General features: G+C 38.6%; 12 protein-coding genes. All 12 read right to left on the bottom strand.

Translation table 11 applies throughout. From position 1 onward, the window contains the following. Positions 1–8: 8 nt before the first annotated feature. On the bottom strand, positions 9–1,814 hold the full coding sequence (locus tag ACJVDK_RS03910; RefSeq protein WP_443938984.1) for a fasciclin domain-containing protein: 1,806 nt from the start codon (positions 1,812–1,814) through the stop codon (positions 9–11). Positions 1,815–1,825: 11 nt separating this feature from the next. Then, positions 1,826–3,292 (bottom strand): RagB/SusD family nutrient uptake outer membrane protein, encoded by a 1,467-nt coding sequence (locus ACJVDK_RS03905; protein ID WP_443938983.1) that lies wholly within the window; start codon positions 3,290–3,292, stop codon positions 1,826–1,828. Between the two features lie 11 nt (positions 3,293–3,303). Continuing rightward, positions 3,304–6,585, bottom strand: coding sequence for a SusC/RagA family TonB-linked outer membrane protein (locus ACJVDK_RS03900; RefSeq protein ID WP_443938982.1), 3,282 nt, complete (start codon positions 6,583–6,585; stop codon positions 3,304–3,306). Between the two features lie 2 nt (positions 6,586–6,587). Beyond that, on the bottom strand, positions 6,588–8,813 hold the full coding sequence (locus tag ACJVDK_RS03895) for a fasciclin domain-containing protein (protein ID WP_443938981.1): 2,226 nt from the start codon (positions 8,811–8,813) through the stop codon (positions 6,588–6,590). 356 nt (positions 8,814–9,169) lie between these two features. Then, a complete protein-coding gene (locus ACJVDK_RS03890) occupies positions 9,170–11,899 on the bottom strand; it encodes a glycosyl hydrolase (RefSeq protein ID WP_443938980.1) in 2,730 nt (909 codons plus the stop codon). A 54-nt stretch (positions 11,900–11,953) separates the two neighbouring features. Beyond that, positions 11,954–12,262 (bottom strand): L-rhamnose mutarotase, encoded by a 309-nt coding sequence (gene rhaM / locus ACJVDK_RS03885; RefSeq protein WP_443938979.1) that lies wholly within the window; start codon positions 12,260–12,262, stop codon positions 11,954–11,956. A 41-nt stretch (positions 12,263–12,303) separates the two neighbouring features. Continuing rightward, the gene (locus tag ACJVDK_RS03880) at positions 12,304–14,706 is read right to left on the bottom strand and encodes a glycoside hydrolase family 31 protein (RefSeq protein WP_443938978.1); all 2,403 of its coding nucleotides are present in this window, start codon (positions 14,704–14,706) and stop codon (positions 12,304–12,306) included. 50 nt (positions 14,707–14,756) lie between these two features. After that, positions 14,757–15,881: a glycoside hydrolase family 88/105 protein gene (locus tag ACJVDK_RS03875; RefSeq protein WP_443938977.1), complete on the bottom strand. Its 1,125-nt coding sequence runs from the start codon at positions 15,879–15,881 to the stop codon at positions 14,757–14,759. A gap of 38 nt (positions 15,882–15,919) precedes the next feature. Continuing rightward, positions 15,920–18,805 (bottom strand): exo-beta-1,4-galactosidase, encoded by a 2,886-nt coding sequence (locus ACJVDK_RS03870; RefSeq protein WP_443938976.1) that lies wholly within the window; start codon positions 18,803–18,805, stop codon positions 15,920–15,922. A gap of 220 nt (positions 18,806–19,025) precedes the next feature. Next, positions 19,026–19,820, bottom strand: coding sequence for a rhamnogalacturonan acetylesterase (locus ACJVDK_RS03865; RefSeq protein ID WP_443938975.1), 795 nt, complete (start codon positions 19,818–19,820; stop codon positions 19,026–19,028). A 33-nt stretch (positions 19,821–19,853) separates the two neighbouring features. Next, positions 19,854–20,624 carry a rhamnogalacturonan acetylesterase gene (locus ACJVDK_RS03860; RefSeq protein ID WP_443938974.1) on the bottom strand — a complete coding sequence of 257 codons (771 nt, stop codon included), beginning with the start codon at positions 20,622–20,624 and terminating at the stop codon, positions 19,854–19,856. A gap of 37 nt (positions 20,625–20,661) precedes the next feature. Next, positions 20,662–22,569 carry a rhamnogalacturonan lyase gene (locus ACJVDK_RS03855; RefSeq protein ID WP_443938973.1) on the bottom strand — a complete coding sequence of 636 codons (1,908 nt, stop codon included), beginning with the start codon at positions 22,567–22,569 and terminating at the stop codon, positions 20,662–20,664. Positions 22,570–22,571: the final 2 nt, after the last annotated feature.

Here is a 22,571-nt window from a genome sequence, read left to right as displayed (position 1 = left end):
CTTACGCGTTATGGACGTTTAAATACTGCTCCTGATGGTGAAAATCTTGGATAATTCTGGTCATCATCCACCGGAATAAAATGAATCATATCGATATTCATAATATTATTATTATTTCCTCGCAAGAAAGATAATCGCAACCAGTGTTTGTCAGTAGTTTTAATATCAGCTGTACCCACTAATTTACCCGGCATAATTTTCCATCCATTTCCGGTATTTGGCTGCAAACCTTTTATGCCATTTTCATTTGTTTCAGATACTGTGGCCAGGTAACGTTTAAATCCGTTCGCCAACATTAATCCGTCGGTAGAAGGCAAAGTAGAGCTGGCATCTGGCACACCCGACGAGGTTAATTGTTGTGTAAAATCTACCAAATTTGGCAGCAACTGTTCTTGCGATGTACCTACATCCATACCTACTTGTGCCAATGGCCCATTTACATTGTAGGTGTAGCAAATCCAAATTTTGTATTTACCTTTTACTAACATCGGTGAGCGAATCTCAATCCAGTAATTACGCTGATTATTACTAGTTGAGGCATTAAACTGAATTACATCTTGATTGGCATAACTTCTTCCACTGGCATCTAATGGAAGTGTAGCCGTTGTATAGTTAATTGCTTGCGTAGGAATTTTATCTCCACGAATGCCCTCGGTTATGAACTTACCATTTTGAATAAGATTAACTGTTTGTCCTGGGGTACGCCAATTTGGTAAAGCGCGCAACTCTGGTTGATCGCCAATATCAAAGAATACTCCAGTTGGAAAACGCGGTTTAATTTTATAGAAGTCTTTTACTTCGTGAAACACACCATTTGATGCCGTAATGTCTGCGCGCGAACGATTCAATTCAACACCAGGTTCTTTTACTCCGTTAAACTCATCATCATTTAATAATATTTTAGTTCCGGCTAATTTCGTGGTAACAATTTCTGCTGGAGCCAATGTATTGATAGAAGAAGAAGAAACAATATCTGCAGAATAACTTGCTCCAGTAGATAAGTGATATGCTACATACATCCACAAGCTGTCTGTATGGCTTTTAGGATTCCCTGTTTTTGAGAGTTTTGCTTTTAATGCGGCATAATTAGGATACCCCGCTGCATTGATAGCTGAATCTGATTCTAAAATAACCGTTTGAAAACGACGTGTCGTATCCGGAACTTTACTTTGCTCATAGTTCAACGAATCATAAAAACCTGTTTCTTTTAAGGCTTGGGTAAAAATTGAGTAGCGCGCATTGGTTTCGATGCTTTGCGCTAATGTTTTGGTTGCCGGAAGCAACACTTGATCAATAATGTGCATGATACCATTACCAACACGTACATTCGATTGGGTTACCTTTGCTTGTTTATTAATGATATAACTGCTGGCGCCACCTGTGAATATTACTCCCGTTTGTAAATATTGACCATATAAGGTTATTTGCGGTAATTTTCCGTCAGTAAAGCGATTGGTTGCAAGCGTATCCGGTAGTACGTGAAAACGTACCAAATTTTTTAAATCTTCTGGCGATACTTGTTCTACCGAAGTTTTATTTAATGCTTTTAACCATGCATTTACGGCATCGTTTGTAGGCGTAAAAATGGTATATTTTCCATAAGCACCTAAGTATCCTTTCGTACCTGAACGATCTAAAATCTCCAGAAATAGCGAAAATTTCTCTGGATATTTTTCTAAATATCCTGTAATATTCACATCGGTTGTGGTGGTAGTAGTATAGGATTCTTTACGACATGCGTTAAATAAGAAAAACATAAATGCGGCTAGCATAACTGTTATGCTTAGCTTAAAAATGTTTGTTTTTGTTTTCATAACACTCATATTTATCGGGTGTAAAATGGATTTTGAACCAATTTTGTATCAGCAAATAACTCAGTTTCGTAAATCGGGAAGTAATTGCTATTCGGGTCTCTTAATTTCGTAATGGCAGAAGCTTGCAAGGTAGGTTGTACGGTACGCGAAACCATATCCAACAAAATATCTAAACGACTGTAATTATTGCGCTTCGAATGACGTAATACATCGTACCAACGTTTCCCTTCGAATGCGAATTCTCTAGAGCGTTCTGCTAAAATATAATCACAAATACCTTCCGTATCATCCGCACTTGGGCTTTGTTCGGTTGCTTTCACTGCTAATCTGCGCAGTCTTAAATCGGCCACAATGGCCAATGCGCCTGCTCCATCATTGCTTAATGCGAGAGCTTCTGCTTTCATTAACATGATATCCGAAATACGGTACGCTTGCCATTTAACGTATGATGGATTTTCCGTTCCCCATTTAACAATATCAAAAGCAGATGTAAAATAAGCACCTGCACGGATATCGTAGTTACGATCTGGATCTACATCATCTGGGATAAAGATATCTGATGCAATATATGGCGAAGCCAGATAGCGTTTTCTTGATAGAATAAGTAGACTGTAAAAAGGATTTGCGATGGATTGATCAAACTGGAAAATGGTTTCTGTTGAACTTCCGTTGTAAAATACATTGTTATACCACGCTGAATTTGCTTGAACATAAGCAAAACGCTGCGAATCAATCACTTTTTGACATTCAGCTAAACAGCCACTATAGTTTTCCATCCACAGGTATACATCCGCCAAAATAGCATTTACCGTAAATTTGGTTATCCTGCTTTTATCCGATTTGGTATTGCCATACGTGGTAACGGCTCCAGCTTCAGCTTTCTTTAAATCGGCCACAATTTGATTTAATACATCAAGCTGTTTTGCTTTACCCAATTCTTTTAAATCTGTATCTTTTGAAGTTGACGTTAATTTTAAAGGCACATCGCCAAATGAACGCACCAAATAAAAATACATCAAGCTTCTCAAGGTTAAAGCTTCTGCGCTATAAGCATTTAACGCTTCTTGCGTAAAAGTTGGGTCAATCGCTTTGGCATCTGGTGCAAAATCTAAAACGGTATTACAATAATTAATGGTACGATAAAACGAGGCCCATTTCGTAAGAGGATTTGATTCTGTGATGTTTACATTCACTATATCGTTTTCGTCATTTGTAAATCCAGGGCCTGCAACAATCATATCCGCACGTAATTCGCCATACATGAACATGTATTCAAGCAATGATTTATCTGTAACACCTGGAGGAGGTGCCAACACCGATGCATAACATCCCGCTACAGCGGCTAAAACATCTTCTTTTGTTCTCCAATATTCTTGCTTTGTAATACCATCGCGTGGTTCTAAATCAAGATATTTATTGCATGAGCTGCTGATTATAAGCATGAATAACACGCAACTGCTATATATAATTTTTTTCATCTTCACTGATATTAAAAGTTAGCGGTTAAACCAAATGTTACTGTTTTAATCGGTGGTGTTGTTGAATTGTCAACCACGGTATTAAAACCATTTAATTTGATTGGCACCTCAGGATCTTGACCGGTATATTTTGTAAAGGTTAATAAGTTCTCAGCAGTAACATACATGCCTACTGATTTCATTCCAATGCGTTTAATGAAGTTTTTCGTAAAATCATACTTCATTGTAATCGATCTTAAACGTAAGAACGATCCATCTTCAATGTAGCGGTCAGACCCCAACCAGTTATAACCTGTACCGTACATGGCGCGTGGAATGTCGGTAATATCTCCCTCTTCTTTCCATCTGCGTAATACAGCGGTACTTTGGTTGTTGTAGCCATACATGTTGGTGGTGGTAATTTTGTTACCGTTAATGATGTCGTACCCACTACGGTAAGAGAAATTGACCATAAAGGTTAAATTGCCGTTGAACGTAACACGTGTACCAAAACCGCCTGTTAATTTCGGATTACCATTTCCTAAGTAAACGATGTCTTTATAATCGATATTTCCATCATGATTAATATCTTCATACATGGCATCACCCGGTTGAAAAACATAATCGATTGTTGGATAAGAGAAACGCATATAAACTTTATCGCCATTAGGGCCGATAATTTGGTTTCCGTGCTCATCTAAAGCTACTGTTGCATTTTTATCAGGGTAAACGCCCTTAAATTTGAAACCGTAGAATGAACCGAATGGGTTGTTTTCTTGAATAAATACTTTATAAACATTATTAGACGTAACCTTTCCGCCATTTTCTCTTGGATATAATGGAGAAATTTCACGGATCACGTTTTCGTTGTGCGCAATGTTGAAATTAAAATCTACTCGCCATTTTTTGGTACGTACCGCAGTAGCATTCAAACTAAATTCCCAACCTTGGTTATCCATGGTACCTACGTTCATATCCACGCCTGAATATCCGTTGTAGGTAGCCACGGCTAAATTACCGAAAAACAAATCATCTGTGCGTTTACGGTACAAATCAATGTCCATGCTAATTCTAGATTTAAGCATGGTTAACGTTACACCTACGTTTGATTGGGTTACTTTCTCCCAACGTAAATCGGTTAATTCCATATCGGTACTGTATACACCCGGCAGATCTAAATAACTTACGTTGTAGTTTTGGTAAATATTGTAGTAGGTATAATCGTAACGCGGAGCATTACCACTTTTACCGTAACTCGCTCTAAAACTTAAATCATCGATGTATTTTTTGGTATTATTCATGAATTTCTCACCAGACACTCTCCAACGACCTGAAATTGAAGGAAATACACCATAACGATTATTTGGTCCAAATTTAGAATTACCATCAGCTCTTAAACTTCCGTTGATAATGTAACGATCCAAATATTTGTATTGAACATTTCCTAATAAACCTACCGAACGTGTTTGTGCATATGATGACGATGCTGAGCCTGTATTATTGGTTCTACCGTCTATTGATGGATCTTGTAAGTACGAAGAAGCTGTATTGGTTACCATTAAATATTGACCTGAACGACGGCTATCGTAGCTATCAAAGCGTAAAAAGGCAATTAAATCGTGTTTAGGACCCAAATCTGGCGTGTACGATAAATTGATGTTGGTTGTCATGTTAAATGAATCTCCATCATTATCAATTGCCTGGTTAACTGTATTTTCTGTAAATGGGCGACCTGTGGCAATTTGCGGTAAAAAAGTATTTATTTTAGTATTGTTTACATCAACCATAAAACTTCCGTTCAACCGTAAGCGTTCTGGAATTATTTGATATTGTAAACTAAATTTTGGGGTAATACGTTCCCCTATTTGACGATTATCTCCTTCCAGGGCTAATGCTACCGGATTGTAGGTACCCGGGTATGTTCCTTGTGCGGTAGCTGCTGGACTAAAATAATTACCCGTTAAATTTCCATATTCATCGTATTCATAAATACCTTGGTTAGGCATCTTATTATAGGCAATGCTCCGCAAATTTAACGTGTTACTACCATTCGGTAAAAATGAGTTTAGCTGATCTACGTGCGTATACGAAATATCCGAACTGAATCGAATTTTATTAGAAACGGTATAATCCAAGTTTACCCTTGCTGACATACGCGTTAAGTCGGTTCCAATAGTCGTACCAGCCGAGTTAAAATAATTGACAGAAGCACGGTATCTTGCCTTTTCACCCCCACCGGCAATAGAAAGGTTATGATCTTGTAAATAACCCGTTTGCGTAACAGCCGCTACCCAATCGGTATTGTTACTAAAGTTGTAATAGTTATACGGATCGTTTTTATCGTATTGAAATTCTTTTGCAAATTCCGTAGTTGAAAATTGTCTACCAGCATTGTAAAATTCTTCCAAAATTAATGAAGAATACTGATTTCCATTTAACATGGGAATGGCACTTGGCTGTTTCGATAATGAACCTTTAAAGTTATACGAAATTTGAGGAGGGCCAATTGAACCGCGTTTGGTGGTAATAACCAATACTCCATTTGCAGCTCTTGAACCCCAAACTGCCGTTGCAGCCGCATCTTTTAATACGCTGATTTCTTTAATATCTGATGGTGCAATGTTTAATAACTGACCATAGTTGTTCTCATCGGATGTTGCAAAGTTAAAATCTGAAGGAATACTAATGTCGTATGGCATACCATCCAAAACAATTAAGGGATCGGTGGCGCCATTGATCGATGATGTACCCCGAATACGGATTTGCATTGGCGCACCTGGATCACCGGTACTGGCTGTAATATCTACCCCCGATAAACGACCTTGTAAAGCTTGATCAATGGATGGAGCTTGCATTTCTTCCAATTCTTTTCCACTAATGGTTGCTGTTGCAGAGGTTTGATCGCGTTTATCGATTATCATTCCTGTACCTGAATCGGTTTTAGCTTTTGCCGAAATCTGTACTTCATCCATTTGATTACTTGATGGTTCCAACTGGAAGTTGATTACATCCTTGTCTATTGCGATCGGGCTGGTTGAGTTATAGCCGATGTAAGAAACTTGAATGCGTAAATTTTTATCGGCAACCGGCAAAGCATAATTTCCATTAATATCCGATGAAACCCCCTTTACCACACGACGATCTTTATCCACCAATACTACCGATGCTCCAACAATAGGTTGTTTATCTTTTTTATCGATAATTCTACCTCTTACAGTTGTAACTTGCGCATTTGTAACTAAGCCAGCTCCAAATAAAAAGCATAGCAATATAAATACACTGCGCGTATATTTTCTATTTATAAAAATCTTCATCTTTAAAATTGGTATTTTAAATAAGTGTTAATTTGGTGGATTACCGTTCTATTTGAAAGGACGTTACTTCTATTACTGGCGCCTAAAAGAACATCTGCCGTACTATTGGTTATATCCCGTAAGCTTAAAGAACTTGTTGTGTTTGTTGCTACCGTTAATTTTACCACATCGCCCGAATCATTTTTATACAGTGTTTCATATAAACCTGTTTTTTGGCCATCAGCTGCAATCGAGGTTTTATTGATGATGTGATACTGAATAAACTTAGTAACCTTGGCTATATCCTCGGGCAGTGTTGGCGCATAATTTGGCGTACCGTTGGTATTTTTTGGTAACAAACCAGCAGTTACGGCCGCCAGAACAGCTGAATTAGTTGGGATAAAAATGGTATAAAATGTACCATCTGTAATTCCTTGGATAGCACCAGTACTCGCATTGTAAAGTGTTACATTGCCTTTTAAATATTGCCAAAAACTATAATATGGGTCCGTTGAAAGGGTACCATATTTTGCAATATCGGTACTTACTGCCTGAGTGGTATAAGTTAATGCTTTCGAAACATACCAGTCAGCACCATTCGTAGCTGTAGCAGTTGAATCCACCACAACCGATTGATCGGCAACGGCAGTATTATCTTCTGTACCAGCAGAAAACACTTTCCCAGAAGCATAACGGATATATTCTCCATTCGACGTTTCCAAAATCCCAGAACCTGTAGCCAAATTTGGAACATCTCTACCTAATAAAGGAATGATGTGCGTTTGTAAAATTCTTCTTAACATCACATTATCTCCTCTAATTGGTGATGTTGGATAAAATGGATCATATGAAAAGCCCATTGAAACCAAGGTAGCATCCGGAATGGGAATAATTAAATATTTTAAAGAAGCTGTTTTGATTGGATTGGTAAACCCAAAGAAATCAAGTGCTTGCTTCATAATTTTATAGGTTGGATCGATGTTCACTTTTCCGTAAACAGTTGAAAAAACACTCGCATCTTGCGCTTTATTTACACCGTAGAATGTACCGTTACTTAATACTAAAACTTCTTTAATATCGGTGGTAGCAAGTTTTGTAGTTTCTACTAAAAAGTTAGTAGTAGTTCTAAATTTTGTAGGCCAAACCGGGTTTAAAAACAAATGGGAGTTGATAAAATCGCGGATAATATCCGGTCTAATTGCATACAGTTCATTTAATTGCTCTTTATAAGTACCTGGTTTCAACGTTCTGCCGTAATATTTTAATAAAGTCTTTGAATAAGCTTGTACTGCAGCATCAGTAGGTGCAAAAATACCGTACATTCCCGTTTGGCCATCGTTTGGATCTACTTTTAAATAATTTTCATTATTTGGTGAAAACGCCAATAAGTTACTGTAAACTTTTGCATAAACATTATCGCTTTTACCTGTTAAAACTTGATACTTGCGGCTAATATCACTGTTTAAGCTATATGAAACGTACTTATCTAACATGCTTTTAAAAACACTGTAATCCGTTTTTGAGGAAACATATTGATCAATACTTTTTGGTGGGGATAATACTTTATCAATGATATGAACTACACCGTTTTCTGCTACAATGTCTTGTTCCGAAATTCTTGCTGGTCCAACGTTTAGCCCGGTATAGGTACTTCCAGGATAAAGACCCTGATAATCATCTGCTTTAAGCCCTGCAAAATTCATGTAGGCTGTTAAAAAATAAGGCAGATTCTTATTGTTAAAATCTGTTGCTAAATAGCTCCCATTACGATTTCCTGCAATTACTTTAATAGCATTTCCGTTGTTATCGGTTCCATCATACACAAAGTCGTAATACACACTACGACGCCTAAACGCTGTATTTTTAACAAAGCCTCTTGCTGTTAAATTATCACTTAAGCGCTCGATCTTCTCTCCATCATAAGTCATCGAGTAACGAACAATTGACGAGGCTAAATCGGCACTAATTTCTGTCAGACTATTTTCAGACATGTATGCTTTAAAAGCTTCATCAGTCGGCGCAAAAACAGTCCAGGACCCTGCAGTACTTAAGGTTTCCTTGTACCCTGCTTTATCAATACATTCCAGAAATTTCGTAAAATTTCCTTTGGCTTGTAATTGCTGATAAATGGGATCGGCTAATGTTTCTGGTCGACCATAAAACTTATCGAACTCTTCTTTCCGACAGGAAGTAAGAACCGAAATAAATGTCAAACTGACGATTAAAAATTTTGAAAAAATTTTACTCATAGCAATTTTACTGGATAAAACGCCATTAACTAATCTGTAAAAACTTTCGTTCTAGAAGTAACTGAATATTTGAAAAAGGGAGACTTATAGGAAACGTAAAATTTTCTTACATATTGGTGAGTTAACGTTTGTAATTAATATTTGGTTAAAGTTTATCTGGTTAGTTATTTATTTAACTAAATGTAAAATGATTTTTCACATTGCCCGTCCTGTACCATCCTGTTAAATCATTATAAAATCTTATCACATTTTAAAAAAAAGCCCTAAACGTTACAGAAAACGATTTAGTATGTCTTTTTATACAATTATTTTTTTTTTGAAATTTTAAAATTTAACATTTCAACTCTTTACTCATCTTAAAAATAAGGGGTTATATATACTGGACCAAGCAGTCCTGATGGCATTACAGTCCAATTTGAGGCATCAAATTCCTTATAATTGATATTTACAAAGTTAATTTCGTGGTATTTTTTCCATTCAATTTTCTTTTGATCCATCTCACGAATACGGTTTGCCATTAAATTAACCACTTCAATTTTTATACTATTTTGTCCTACTTTTAGGTACTTCCCTACCCTAGCTTGAAAAGGAATACTCCATAAAATACCAACATCTTGTCCGTTTATCCATACGTGTGCACTTTCATTCACTTGATTTAAATGTAGCACGTATTCTTTTGCTATTTTAGTTGTAAGGTTAAAGGTGCTGGTGTACACGCCTGTTCCAGAAAAAGATTGTAAACTAGGGTCCTTCAAATCTGTCCATGAACGCAACTGATCGAGGGTTTGATCGGCTGGTAAGGTTGGACCTCCTTCCGTAAAATGTAACTTCCACGGGTTTGTAAAGGCTATGTTCTTTTCGGCTTTATTTAGATACACCCATTCTGGTGCTGTTTCTACCGCGGCGGTAACTTTTAAAATGAGGGCTTCGCCCGATTTTAGCTGCACACGTACCTGTGTTTGATTGTTTACCACTTTACTAGAAGCCTTACCACTTATCCCGCTCTGCGGATCTAGTATTAAAACTGAGCCAAGGGTATTTAAGCTCAATTCGGTATCGATATCTTTATCTTGATGATTCACGAGGTAATAATATTTTCCTGAATTAAAATCACGACGAATGAACTTGAGTCCTTTTTGGGTTAAACTTTCAGGATTTATTTGAACAGATGTTAATGTCTGTTCGATGGCAGTGCTCAAAATAATTTTTCCTTTTCCAAGGATGCACTGTTTCATTCCCTTTCCGTTCTCAGTAAAACGAAGCCCATCTAAAGTCTGTTGAAATTCAGCTCTTCGTTTTTCTAGATTGTTAAAGCCGGGCACATCGTGCGGAAGTGCCTGAAAAATTACGGTAGCACCGTTATTCGCCAATTCGATTACTTTTTTAAGCGTTTCAAAACTCATCAATTCGCATTGCGGCACTAGGAGTACTTTATAAGGAGTTGCCGCGGCATTGGTTTCAATATGTCCTTGGTTTACCTTACTTCTTTGTAATTGTCTGTCTGAAACAAAGTCAAAAGCATAACCATTTTTACTTAAACCAGTCGAAAGCTTATAAAAAGCAGTTGGATGTAACCATTCGTCCACATCATGAACTTTTAAAGCAATGTCCATACCTTTTGCACGGTTCCAAACATCATACACCGGCCAATAGATAAGCAGTTCATTATCGGCTTTGCCACTTTGCAAAACCGATTGACAGCGTTCTATATAGTTATTTAAACCCGATGCTTGTGGCCACAAACTGTTGTTTGGATTCATTTCTACAGACGCATAAAATAACCACCCTGGCCAAGCTACACTGCTGGGTGAATAGGCTGTACCGTGATAAAAAATATGGTTTACACCCGCCAAAAACAGTTGTTCTGCTTCAGGTTTGCATTGCGAATAAGATGTTTTAAAATGTTCTGTTAACCAGGTAAAGGTTTCAGAAGCAATTAAATTCTTTCCGCTGGTGTGTGCAGCTGAGGAGGCGAACTTGCACATCATCGGATCTGGATCTACGTTTCGAATGTCGGCGGGGTCGCGTCGAATACCTTTTATGGCAAATTGGCTAGAGCCAAATGTTTCAGTTTCTGGAATATCAACCGCTCCATATAAATCGAGCAGATTACCCGGAGATCCATGTGATTGGTTTTTTGTGATAGATTTGAGTTGATGCGCCCAGTTTGTCCAGTTTTGAGTAAAATTACTGAACAACAATTCATCCATGGTTTCGCGATAATCGGATTTGATGCGCGCAACGTTTGCACTCGTAGAATCCAGTCCTGTTAGTTCTTTTAAATGTAAACGCAAATCATAACCGCGATTTTTCTTAAAAACATCAAAAAAGGTAGGTGTCCAATTGGCGCCGTAAACTTCATAACTGTCGTTAAAAAATGAACGAACCCCTTGTGGTTTGCCATTAAAAGCTTTAGTAAAGCGTTCTAAATAAACATCCACCGATTTTTTATCTAGATGATCCAAGGTAAAACCCTCTCCACCCGGTGCCGCACGTTTAACCATTTGGCGGGTTTTACCTGCGAACGCTGCATAAATTTGCCACGTTCCGCTGGCTGGCGACCACGAAAGGGTACCATCCTCTTTTACCAAATTCATTAAATCTACCGCTTCACCTTTATCGCTATAAGCAGTTAAAGCTTGTAAGCTTGCAAACTCTTGTTTATTCTCCTTTACTTTAATTGCTTCGTTTAATTTCTCACCTGCTTTTAGCGTATAATTTTGTACAATTAACTTAGTGGCTGCATTTTCCAGTTTAATTTGTGGTCCGCCAAATGGCCAACCGGTTCCGGTATTCATATCAACCCCCATGCCGTAGGCTTTTGCCTGATTCACGGTATAATCCAACATATGCGTCCATTCTGAAGACAAAAACTGGATGTATTTTTGCTCAAAACCGACGGCACCGTAAATTGGGGTAATCTCTACTCCTCCTATACCTGCATCGGCATATTTCTTCAAATTATCATTTAGGTCTTTTTCATTCACAGCACTTCCTAGCCACCACCAGCGGGTCCAGGGTTTCATTTGTTTTTCAACCATTGGCCAAGGCGATGTAGCGACTTTTTGTGCCTTTACATAGCTCATTATAAAAACCGTTAAAAAAAGGCTACAATATATTCGAAGAGTTTGCATATGCGATTAATCTAAATGAAAAACAGTTTCTAAGGGAATACTTACTGGCGAATTATCGGCGTTTGTTTCCATTATATCAGCCATGTAAGCCCACCATTTTTGTACAATTTCTGTACTTCCTAAATCTTGTGATGATTGCCCGTTTTGTTGCTGCACGGCAAACAAAATATCGGTTTCTTCATCCAAAAAAATGGTATAATCACTTATGCCATTTTTTTTCAACAAAGCGGCCAATTCTGGCCAAATCTCGTCGTGGCGTTTTTTATATTCTGCCTTACACCCAGGCTTCAATTTCATTTTAAAAGCGATTTTCATTTCTTATAATTTTTGGTCAAGCGGTATGAAATTATCCGATTTTATTGAATAGTAAATACAATATCTGCGTCATTACCGCCTTTCGATTTTACCCAAAGAATCTTACTTTCTTCATCGAATTTCCAGGAGCTTGGGCCAGCTTTCATTTCCATTCTGTTTTCCGTTACCTTTTGAGGTGCTTTTTCACCCGTCCAATGAATCTTCAATTCATAGGTATGGCTAGTCGGCTTAAATTTGCCTTCGGGTTTGGTAATTTTAAACGTCAGTTCATCCGCCTTGAGCGACGAAGAAAAGGTTGTAAAAGCAAAATTTCCTGTTTTGTAAGCATTGCTTAAATTATCGTCTTCATATAATTTATACTGCGAATTACCGTATGGAAAAATATCTAGAGTGATCACATCCACGGGTTTCTCGCCAGCATACGCCATTTCAGGCTGCATAGGAATAATGGCTCCTGCTTTTACAAAAAGAGGAATGGTATCTAAAGGTGCTACCACATGGTGATAGGCTTCTCCAGCATATTTTTGTCCAGTCCAATAATTAAACCAAGTTCCTTTCGGGAGATAAACCGAGCGCGTTATAGCACCTTTCGTTGTTACAGGAGCCACCATCAACTGATCACCAAACATATATTGATCGGCAATTTCATACACATTTTCATCCTGTTGATTTTCTAAAACCAAGGCGCGCATCATGGGTATACCACTATCATATTGTTGCTGCATGCTGGTGTATAAATACGGAAACAATCGGTAGCGCAAAACATCGTACTTTTTGAAGTTCCTTAAGGCATCTTCACCATAATTCCAAGGTTCTTTATAGCCCGGGTGATCCATTCCAAAAACCAATGCGATAGGGCTAAACATACCAAACTGAACCCAACGAATATACAATTCTGGATCGGCAGGATGCTCAAATCCTCCCATACAATGCGACCAAGATCCCACGCCGGAAAGCCCAATATTGATCCCTGCTTTAATAACTGGAGCAAAATATTGCCACTCACTAGGCCAATCACCTGCGAAAATGAATGGATACCGTTGGATACCTGAATACCCTTCGCGCGTTTGATTTAGGCCTCTAAAGCCGTTAAATTTTTCAAATTCCAAAAAAGGAGCTTTTGCATAAGCTATTGGGAAAACATTGTGCAAACGCTCGGCATCTTTACCGGTAGGCCCCACTTTTTCACTCTCATTTGCCAATGCGCCAAAGGCACTACCTTCATCTGTTTTAAGAAATTTTGCACCTAAACTTGCTACACGCATCACGCCATTATCCCACCACCACTGTGTAGCTTGATCATCGAAAAAATTTACAAACTCACCCGGTTTCCCATTTTCAGGATAGGTGTAGCCTTTTGCTCTTGCTTGATCCAATAAGTTTAGTTTCTTCGCATTATCAAAACGAGGACGCAAGTGCAGGCCTACCATTTTATAATTTAAGGCGTATACACTATCAAACATGGCTTTTGGGTTTTTAAAGGTTTCTCTCCATTCGAAAGAGGTAGCTCCTTTGCCTCCATTTTCACCAAACAAGCGCCAAGTAGAGTCGAGCCACAACAAATCGACTGGAATACCCAATTCCCGGTATTTTTTTGCCAATGCTACCACATATTGATCGGATGTCTCGGCCTCATGCCCCCAAGTGCCGCCGCTGTAGGTACCTGCATGCAAGCCCAAGGCAAATTGTGGCAACATAGGCGACTTGCCTGTTAGGGAAGTGTAGTTATTTAAAATATTTCTGAAAGTAGGACCGTAAATGAAATAATAATCCAATTCGCCATCTCCAGCCTTAAAGCTATATTGATTTTTTACACTCGCACCCATATCCCACTGGGTTGCAAAGGAATTGTGAAAAAATATGCCATAGCCCTTTGTGCTCATAAAAAATGGAACTGGGCAATAGTTTGCTTCCAAAATATTATAGGCACCAATGGCGTGCGGTAAACCTTTTCCTCGACCCACATTTAAGGTAACTTTTTTATTTCGACGATCCAGAAAATCCATTCGCTCACCGAATCCAAAAAAATGTTCATCGCTCTGCATAATTTTCTGAACACTTACTTCGGTATTTTGCTTTGTCATCGCATTTGTGGACTCCATTGACAAACTTTTGCCTGCTGCATCGGATACATCGATTTTGAAAGGGTTTTTATTTACCTTAATGTTTAGCTTCGCTGTTTTAATTAAGAAATAGGCATCCGATTTCTCTATTTTAGCGTTTACGATATCCCAATTGTAACGAATGACCATTAAATTCTCATTTTCTTCGAAACGATTGTTCCAACTGGTTCTAACGCGAAAGATTTCATCCGTAATGAGCTCTAATCTTATGTGTGCTTGCACCGTTTTAAACAGCAAAACATTTCCCTTTTTATCAAAACCAGTCACGCTTCCTTTGACAGATTGCGCCCATGCTCCTGCTCCGAGAAATAAGCACAGCATTCCGAGAACGAAACACTTTTTAACCCAGTTATGCAGCATTATTTTTCTCATTATCGCTTCATTTTATAAATCTCTGTTCCTGCTAACAAGAAACAACCTAAACCGTAATCTTCAAAATCGGGCATGCTGGTATAACTCAGGGGTTGTCCGTCTTTAGGTTCTTTTCCGGTACCTTGCATAAAGCCAATAAATCCATTTTTATGAATGGCATCCTTTACCATCGCATTCCATGCTTTTACAATAATGGGTTGATAAATGGCTTTATCTAAAATGCCCTTATTAACTCCCCAAGCCATGCCATAAATAAACAAGGAGGTACCTGAAACTTCTTTGCCACCATAGTTATTGGGATCGTGTAAGCTTACATTCCAAAAACCATCTGGACGTTGTAAAGGCACCAATGCTTGAATCATTTCGTGATAGGTTTTCAAATATTCGTCGCGGTGGGGGCCCGTTTTAGGCATCACGTCTAACACTTTTACCAAAGCAGCTACTACCCAACCATTTCCACGGCTCCAGTAGCAATCTTCTCCATTCGGTTCTTTATAAGGAGGAACAAAATCTTTATCGCGCCACCATAAGCCATCTTTTTGATTGTATAAACCGCCACCTTCTACCGTTTTCGTGTGCATGTACATTTTATACATATAGTCGTAATAGGCATCATTTTTATACAAATCGGCTAGTTTCGCGAAAACCGGCATGCCCATTTGAAGTGCATCTATCCAGGTCCAATCACTTACTTTACCCGATTGCATCATTAAATCCATCGAAGCTTTAATGTCTTTTATACGTTCTGGTTTAGAATCGATGTTATACAAATCGATGTACGTTTGTCCGCAGGCCTGATCATCCGCATTGCGATTCTGAACGCCTCCTCGTAAACCCCAATGATGCTTTTCGCCCCATTGCACGGCATAATCATAATACGATTTATCTTTTTTAATGGTATACAATGCCATTAAACCTTCATAATAAACTGCCCGCGTCCAGATATTACTTGGACGTTCTTTGTTGGTAATGATAGATTTCCCAGCATCCGGCCATTTATTCATGAAATAGGCGTTGGTAAGTTGTAAAGTACTTAAAACATCCTTCTGCTTCGGAAGCTTTTGGGCAAAGACCTGAGCAGATGACAAAGCGATTGATAAGAAAGCGATGGTTATATTTTTCATATCTATTATTTTTTGTTAGCAATACCTGAGCTTGCTCATTAATTACTTTTTGGTTTTGGTTTTAACTCGTCTGGGCTATCCTTCGTGTAGGTATTGAATTGCTCTTTTGAAGGCGTTTCAAAAATATCTTTCACGGTAGCAAATAACACTTCGTATTTTGGATTAAATTTATCACTGTCCATGTAGTTTTGCAAACTATAAAACAGTTGTTGTGCACTGGGTTGATTTTTTAAATCAGGCGAAAGATTTGCACTCGAAACAATTAATTTCCCATTACCTACTTTGGCTTCGAAAACCATGGCTAAACGACGGTTCATAAACCAGGTATCAATCGGTTGAACCAATGGTTTAAATCCCTTTGGAAAATCTTCCAAATTCATAACTTGGGCTTTATTGACAATTTCCCACCATTGCATCGTACTGTAACTTTCAGTTGGATAATTATCAAAAGCAGCACTTTTAACATCGACTACAAAGCCCAAAGTATGCGGCGGACGCATTTTGAACCAAGAGGTGTTCCAAAAAACTGGCAAAAATGTTTGCACAACCTCTTTTCCCTTTACCACTTTCCCCGCAGCATTTAAAAATACTTGTCCACCCTTGTCTAAAACAGCTTTTGCATTCTCATCTAGCACGGTGGTATAATATGTTTTGTGTTCTTTAGTGGGTAATTTTGATGGGTACACCCAGAAATCCCAATCGTTTGCAAAAACGGTTCCTTCAATCCAAACTTCCAGCTTTAACTTTTGAGCTTGTGAAATAGGTGTTCTTTTGAATGCTACCGTTCCAACAGCTAAGCCATTCCCAATAGGTAATGTCATTGGCTTAAAAGTATAATTATAAACCACCCGACCATTTTGATCTTTAAATGCACAATGAACGATTGCGTTATTTAATGGTTCAGGGCCAAAATGCGCTATTTCTACAGTAGCTTTAATGGTTTCGTCATCGGTATACTCAAACTTTGGAACACGAATTAACGGAACCGTACTGTTACAAAAACGCTTAAATTCTCTTGCCGAAATGTAGCCTTTTGTATCCCAAAAAGCATCTAAAACCCCTACCAAGGCAGTTCCCTGTCCGGGATAATCGTTTAATGATAATAGTTGAAATCCATTGTAATTCGGTGTTCTAAGCGCTTTTTCGATCTCATTTTTATAGCATAATGCTTGTAGTTTACCTGAGGCCATTAAAAACTGATCTGCCTGATCGGCCATATCGTGATCCTTTAAATCTTCTTGAAAAAGTTCAAAATTTTTGGCGAGATAAACACCGGTATATTTTTTAATCTCCTTGAAATTTGGGAATGCACAATATTGACCCATTTCGTGTGCCACAAAAGGTACTGAAAACTGTTCTATCTGTTTGGCATAATCTGAATTACTTTCCGGCATTTTGTTCCAATCCAAACCGCGTGCTCCGGCTCTCACCATGAACTCGTTGTTCGGAATTACTGGCCAACTACCTCCTACCGATGCTCCCGTGTAAATACGACGACTGTCTTTCGCTTTCCAGTAATCGTTAAACTTGCTGAGATATTCTACCTGACGACCGCGTGGTTCATTTCCGTAGGCCATCATACAAAAAGATGCATAATTGCCATAGTTTTTGGCCATGCGATTGGTTTCATCGTAAATAAATTGATCAATAGGTTTGCCATCGCCAATGGATGAACCATGATTGGCCCAACTTGGCCCTTCTGGCTGAAGATAAAAACCTGCTAAATCGGCCGCTATAAAAGCTGCTTCTGGCGGGCACCAAGAGTGAAAACGCATGTGATTTAAGCCATGGTCTTTACAAATACGAAAAATGCGCGTCCAAGCGGCTACGTCCATTGCTGGATAACCGGTAAGCGGAAATTCACAATTATTAACTGTTCCACGCAGAAAAACCGGACGCCCATTGATGTAAAAAGAACGTCCCACGGCTTTAAACTCGCGCATGCCGAATTGAACATTTCTTTCATCCTTTTGGCCGCTGCTACTAATCAATTTCACATTCAATTGATACAAAGCCGGATTAAATTCATCCCAGGTTAAAAGCTTGTTTCCCATCGGTAAATCAAGTTCTAAACTTCCCGATCCATTTTCAATAGTATAGGACGCTTTAACAGCTTTAGAATTTACAATTGTAGCCGTATTAAAACTAGTCGCCAGGAGCATAACTTGTCCTTTTGAGTTGGAATGATCAGCTGCTTTCAGCTGAATTTTTACCTTTGCCATTTTATTCTTCAAATCGGGAAATACCTGCACATCTTCTAAATAAACGGTAGAACCTGCGCGCAATTCCATTTTTCCAACTACCCCGTTCCAATTTCCTTGGGTATGATCGGTTAAGCTATGGGAATCTTGCCCTACATTAATGGCTTTAATCCGATTATCAATTTGGAGTGTAATAGTGTGTTTTCCTGGGGATAAATTGCTTGGTAACTCAAAATTCTGCGCAACGACGAAAGTAAATTGCGTTCCCACTTCTACATCATCAATCCAAACGCGGGTTTGCGAATGCGGATATTCTAAAGACAAAACCACTCGTTGACTTTTCCAATCACTTGGAATATAAACCTCTTTTTGATACCAAGCCACACCCACGTAATGCTTAGCAGGCGTTAACCAAAAGGGAATTTTTAAGTTATCCGCCTTGCGGTATTTTTCTAATCGTGGATTGTAAAAAAATGAACTATCATAAATACTACCCGTCCATTTTGTGTTAAGTGTAATTGGATCCCCTTTTAAATTTTCAGCCATGGAGCCTGGTAAAACGACCTTCTCAGGAAGCATCGAGTTAAACCATTTGGCTTTTAATCCTTCATCTTTTGGATCCATTTTAAAGCGCCACTCACCTTTTAAAGATATACTTTGTGCTTGTGTAAAGCCTACAAAAAGAATGGAAAAACAAATACTTACAAAAAGTATTTTTAGCATTTGGGATACTCTTATCTGCATATTTTATTGCGTTAGCGACTAAAAGCCTACCAACATATTTGGTTAAGTTCGCTAGTATACACTTTCGGCTGAACATGGGCAACCTGTAGTGTCCTGCTTTAATAAAAAATGATGGCCTATCAAGCGTACAAAGCTATTTTTAAGCCATCTTTTAAAAGACAAACGCCTATTTCATATACAAGCAAAGTATGTCAAACTACTATTTTAGATAGTTATTTAACGGATTTTTCTTAAGCGACTTTAACCCATCCACAACGGCCTGTGCATTTACTTTTGCTCCCGCTTCGTTGGTATGTGTATGATCCTTTTCGGTGAAAAAAAGTTGCACTTCTTCGGCGCTTAATTTTGCGTATTTATCTTTAATGAGTTGGTTCAGTGGAATAAAATCTACCTTTTCTGCCTTAGCTACTTCTTCAGCCCACTTGGCATAGTTATCTGTTACCAATTCTACCTTGCCTTTTTTTACTGGATTTCTAGGAATAGACGAGCAAATAATCGGGATACCACCTTTCGCTTTAATATCGTTTACAAATTTGCGCATGTACCATCCATAGGTATACACCACTTCTTGCTTCTTTTTAATGGGATTATAAATTTCTTTGCTTTCGCTGCCAATACCTTTGATGGTTCCGCGTGCACGCGCTGTATCATCTAATGGACTGCTGTCGTTGTGACCAAATTGCATCATCACAAAATCACCTTTTTTAATTTTTGCCAAAACAGGTTCCCAAAGACCATTTGTTTGAAAAGTACGACTACTTGTACCCCCCAAAGCATCATTCTCAACGGCTATTTTTGTTGCGTCGAAGAATTCACCAATAAAACTACCCCAGCCCCATAAAGAGCCATCTCCTTTACCTTTTCCATTTTTTACGGTTGAATCACCAATTAAATACAAAGTGGGCTTATCCTTTTGTTTTAAGAAGACAAATGACGAGCACAAAATCACCACACTAAATAAAACAAAACGCGCATATTTATTTATTATTTTCATTTTCTGAGTATACTATTTTATGATAAGGGTTAGCTATTTCTTTAAATAGGTGCTTAATTTACAATCTTCCAACAACTTAATACCCTCTACAACCGATTGGGCATTTAGCATAGCGCCGGCTAAATTGGTGTGTGTGTGATCACCCGGAAAAAACTCTTTCACTTTCTCTGGACCCATGGCATCGTATTTATCCGCTGTAATCTTATTTAAATCAACAAAATAAGCTTTTTCTTCTTTTGCAACTTCTGCTGCCCATTTTCCGAAATCTTTATCAACTCTAAGCACTTTTCCATTTCTAAATTCATTGCGGGGAATCATCGAAACTACAATTGGAATGGCTCCTTTTGCTTTGGCTTCGCGAACGAACTTACGTAAATACCAGCCATAAGTGTGTACTGTTTCTACTTTTCCATCAGGCCAGGTTAAAACTTTTGTTTCTTCGCCGGTGCCTTTCAAAACGCCTCTACGACCTGCTTTGGTCGTGTCGGGTGCACTACCATCATTATGTCCAAACTGCATCGTTATGTAATCGCCGGGTTTTAATACCGACAAAACTTTATCCCATCTGCCTTCCGAAAGATAGGTTCGTGTACTTCTTCCTGCCATGGCATCATTTACCACGTTAATGCGTGTGGTATCAAATAAATCGGCAATGGGTGTTCCCCAACCCCAGGTTTCTTTATTTGAATTGCGCACTGTTGAATCACCAATGGTATGTAACGTTGGTTTACCTTTATTCACAAATGCGAACAAAGCAAGAATGACGATAGCTGCTGATGCGGTTTTAAGTGTTTTAATATTCATTTTAGTTTAAAAAGTGTGGTTGTTTGATATAATATCCTTACTTAAGAGGTTTTGATTTAATTAACGTAATGTGCGGAAGCGGTGGTTTTTCCATATCATCGCCCATATAAAAACTGGTATGTGGGGGTTGATTATAACCTACATTTTGCCAAGCAATGCTCAAACGATACTGTGGGTCGTGCATAAACGTATAAAAACGATGTGAGGTAGGAATAGTACTCGTAAAAATACGGAGTTCTTGATTATCCGCTGTGCGATAGATGACCTCTTCCCGCCAATCGCCAAAAATATCAGCCGATAAACAGGGATTGGATTTTGTCCCATTATTGGATACACAATTATACATACGCGCATTCAACAAACGGCTGGTTTGTGCGTTTAAGTAATCCCATTTATCGATGTTGGTACTGTTAAGCAATTCACTTTGACAATCACCATCCCAAAAAATCCCGAAATTAACACTTGGAGTACGTTCCTGTATTTTATTTCCTTTGATATCGTACATGCCTGTAATTCCAGCGCCAGCCACCCAACATTCGGAGCCACGGTAGCGTGGATCGATATTCAAGGCTAAACCACGTCCCGGTCCTTCGCCATCCTCACCTGCCTTTACCGATGGCAGCTTCCACAGTACTTTACCTGTTGCGGCATCGGTTAAATGCGCACCTGCATCGTCAAAACGTTCCTGAATATCAAAAACTTCCAATCCCGGTCTATCCGGATCTAAATCACCAACATGTATCGCATCTCCGTGACCAAAACCAGTACTGTACAAACCTTTTCCATCATCATCGATGGTCATTGCACCGAAAACGATCTCATCCTTACCATCGCCATCTACATCCGTAATCGATAAATTATGATTTCCTTGCCCAGCAAACTTCTTATTCCCGGGTTTTTCTGTATCAAAAACCCACCTTTTTTCTAACTTTCCATCTTTAAAATCCCAAGCTGTGATTACAATCTTGGTATAATAACCGCGGCTCATAATCAAGCTCGGATGCTTACCATCCAAATAGGCAATTGCGGCTAAAAAGCGATCCATTCGATTACCGTAGCCATCACCCCATTCATTTTTTAAATCGTAAAAGCTAGGATTAATGGTTGAAAACCGAGGCGGATTAAAATCAGTCGTATACAATTCAGCTCCTGTTAAACCGTTAAAAACGGTTAGATATTCTGGACCAGCCAAAATATAGCCCGACTTATTGCGCCAATCTTTGGTTGAATCGCCAATTATTTTCCCTTTTCCATCCATGGTTCCGTCTGCCGTTTTGCAGGCAATTTCAGCTTTTCCATCACCATCCAAATCGTACACCATAAATTGCGTATAATGAGCCCCTTCTCGAATGTTTTTCCCTAAGTTAATGCGCCACAAAAAAGTTCCATCCAGTTTATAGGCTTCTAACAAGGGTTCAGAGGTAAACCCGGCGTGCGAATTATCATGCGATCGACCTGTTTGATGTAAGATAATTTCATATTCTCCATCTCCATCTAAATCGCCTACAGAGCAATCGTTTGGCGAATAGCCAGGCAATGTTTTCAAAGGAATAGATAGATAAGGTTTTGCTTCAGAATTTTCAGCTAGCACAAAGGCTTTACTATCTTCTGATTCTTTATTGTGCTGTATTGAACGCACAAACCAGCTATTTTTTTTACTAAAATCAACTTGTTTATCGGTAAAAATGGTAGCCCCTTGTAAGGGTTTAGCGTTTAATTTTACGGCTGGTTGATCACTGGTTTTTCGATAAAGATTAAAGCTAATATTATCCGGTTCCGTTCCTAAAATACGCCAACTTACAAACGCACTATCGCCAGGTTGATGAATTACAACCACACCTCGATCGAGATATTCCATCTCACGCTGTCCGAAAACAAACTCCGAGACAAAAATGAGACCAATTGCCAGGAAAAAAACTTTAGAAATTAGGGATTGTATTTTCATCA

This window comes from Pedobacter paludisoli, assembly GCF_052344095.1.
Classification (GTDB): Bacteria; Bacteroidota; Bacteroidia; order Sphingobacteriales; family Sphingobacteriaceae; genus Pedobacter.
This window is presented reverse-complemented; position numbering and strand designations above follow the sequence as displayed.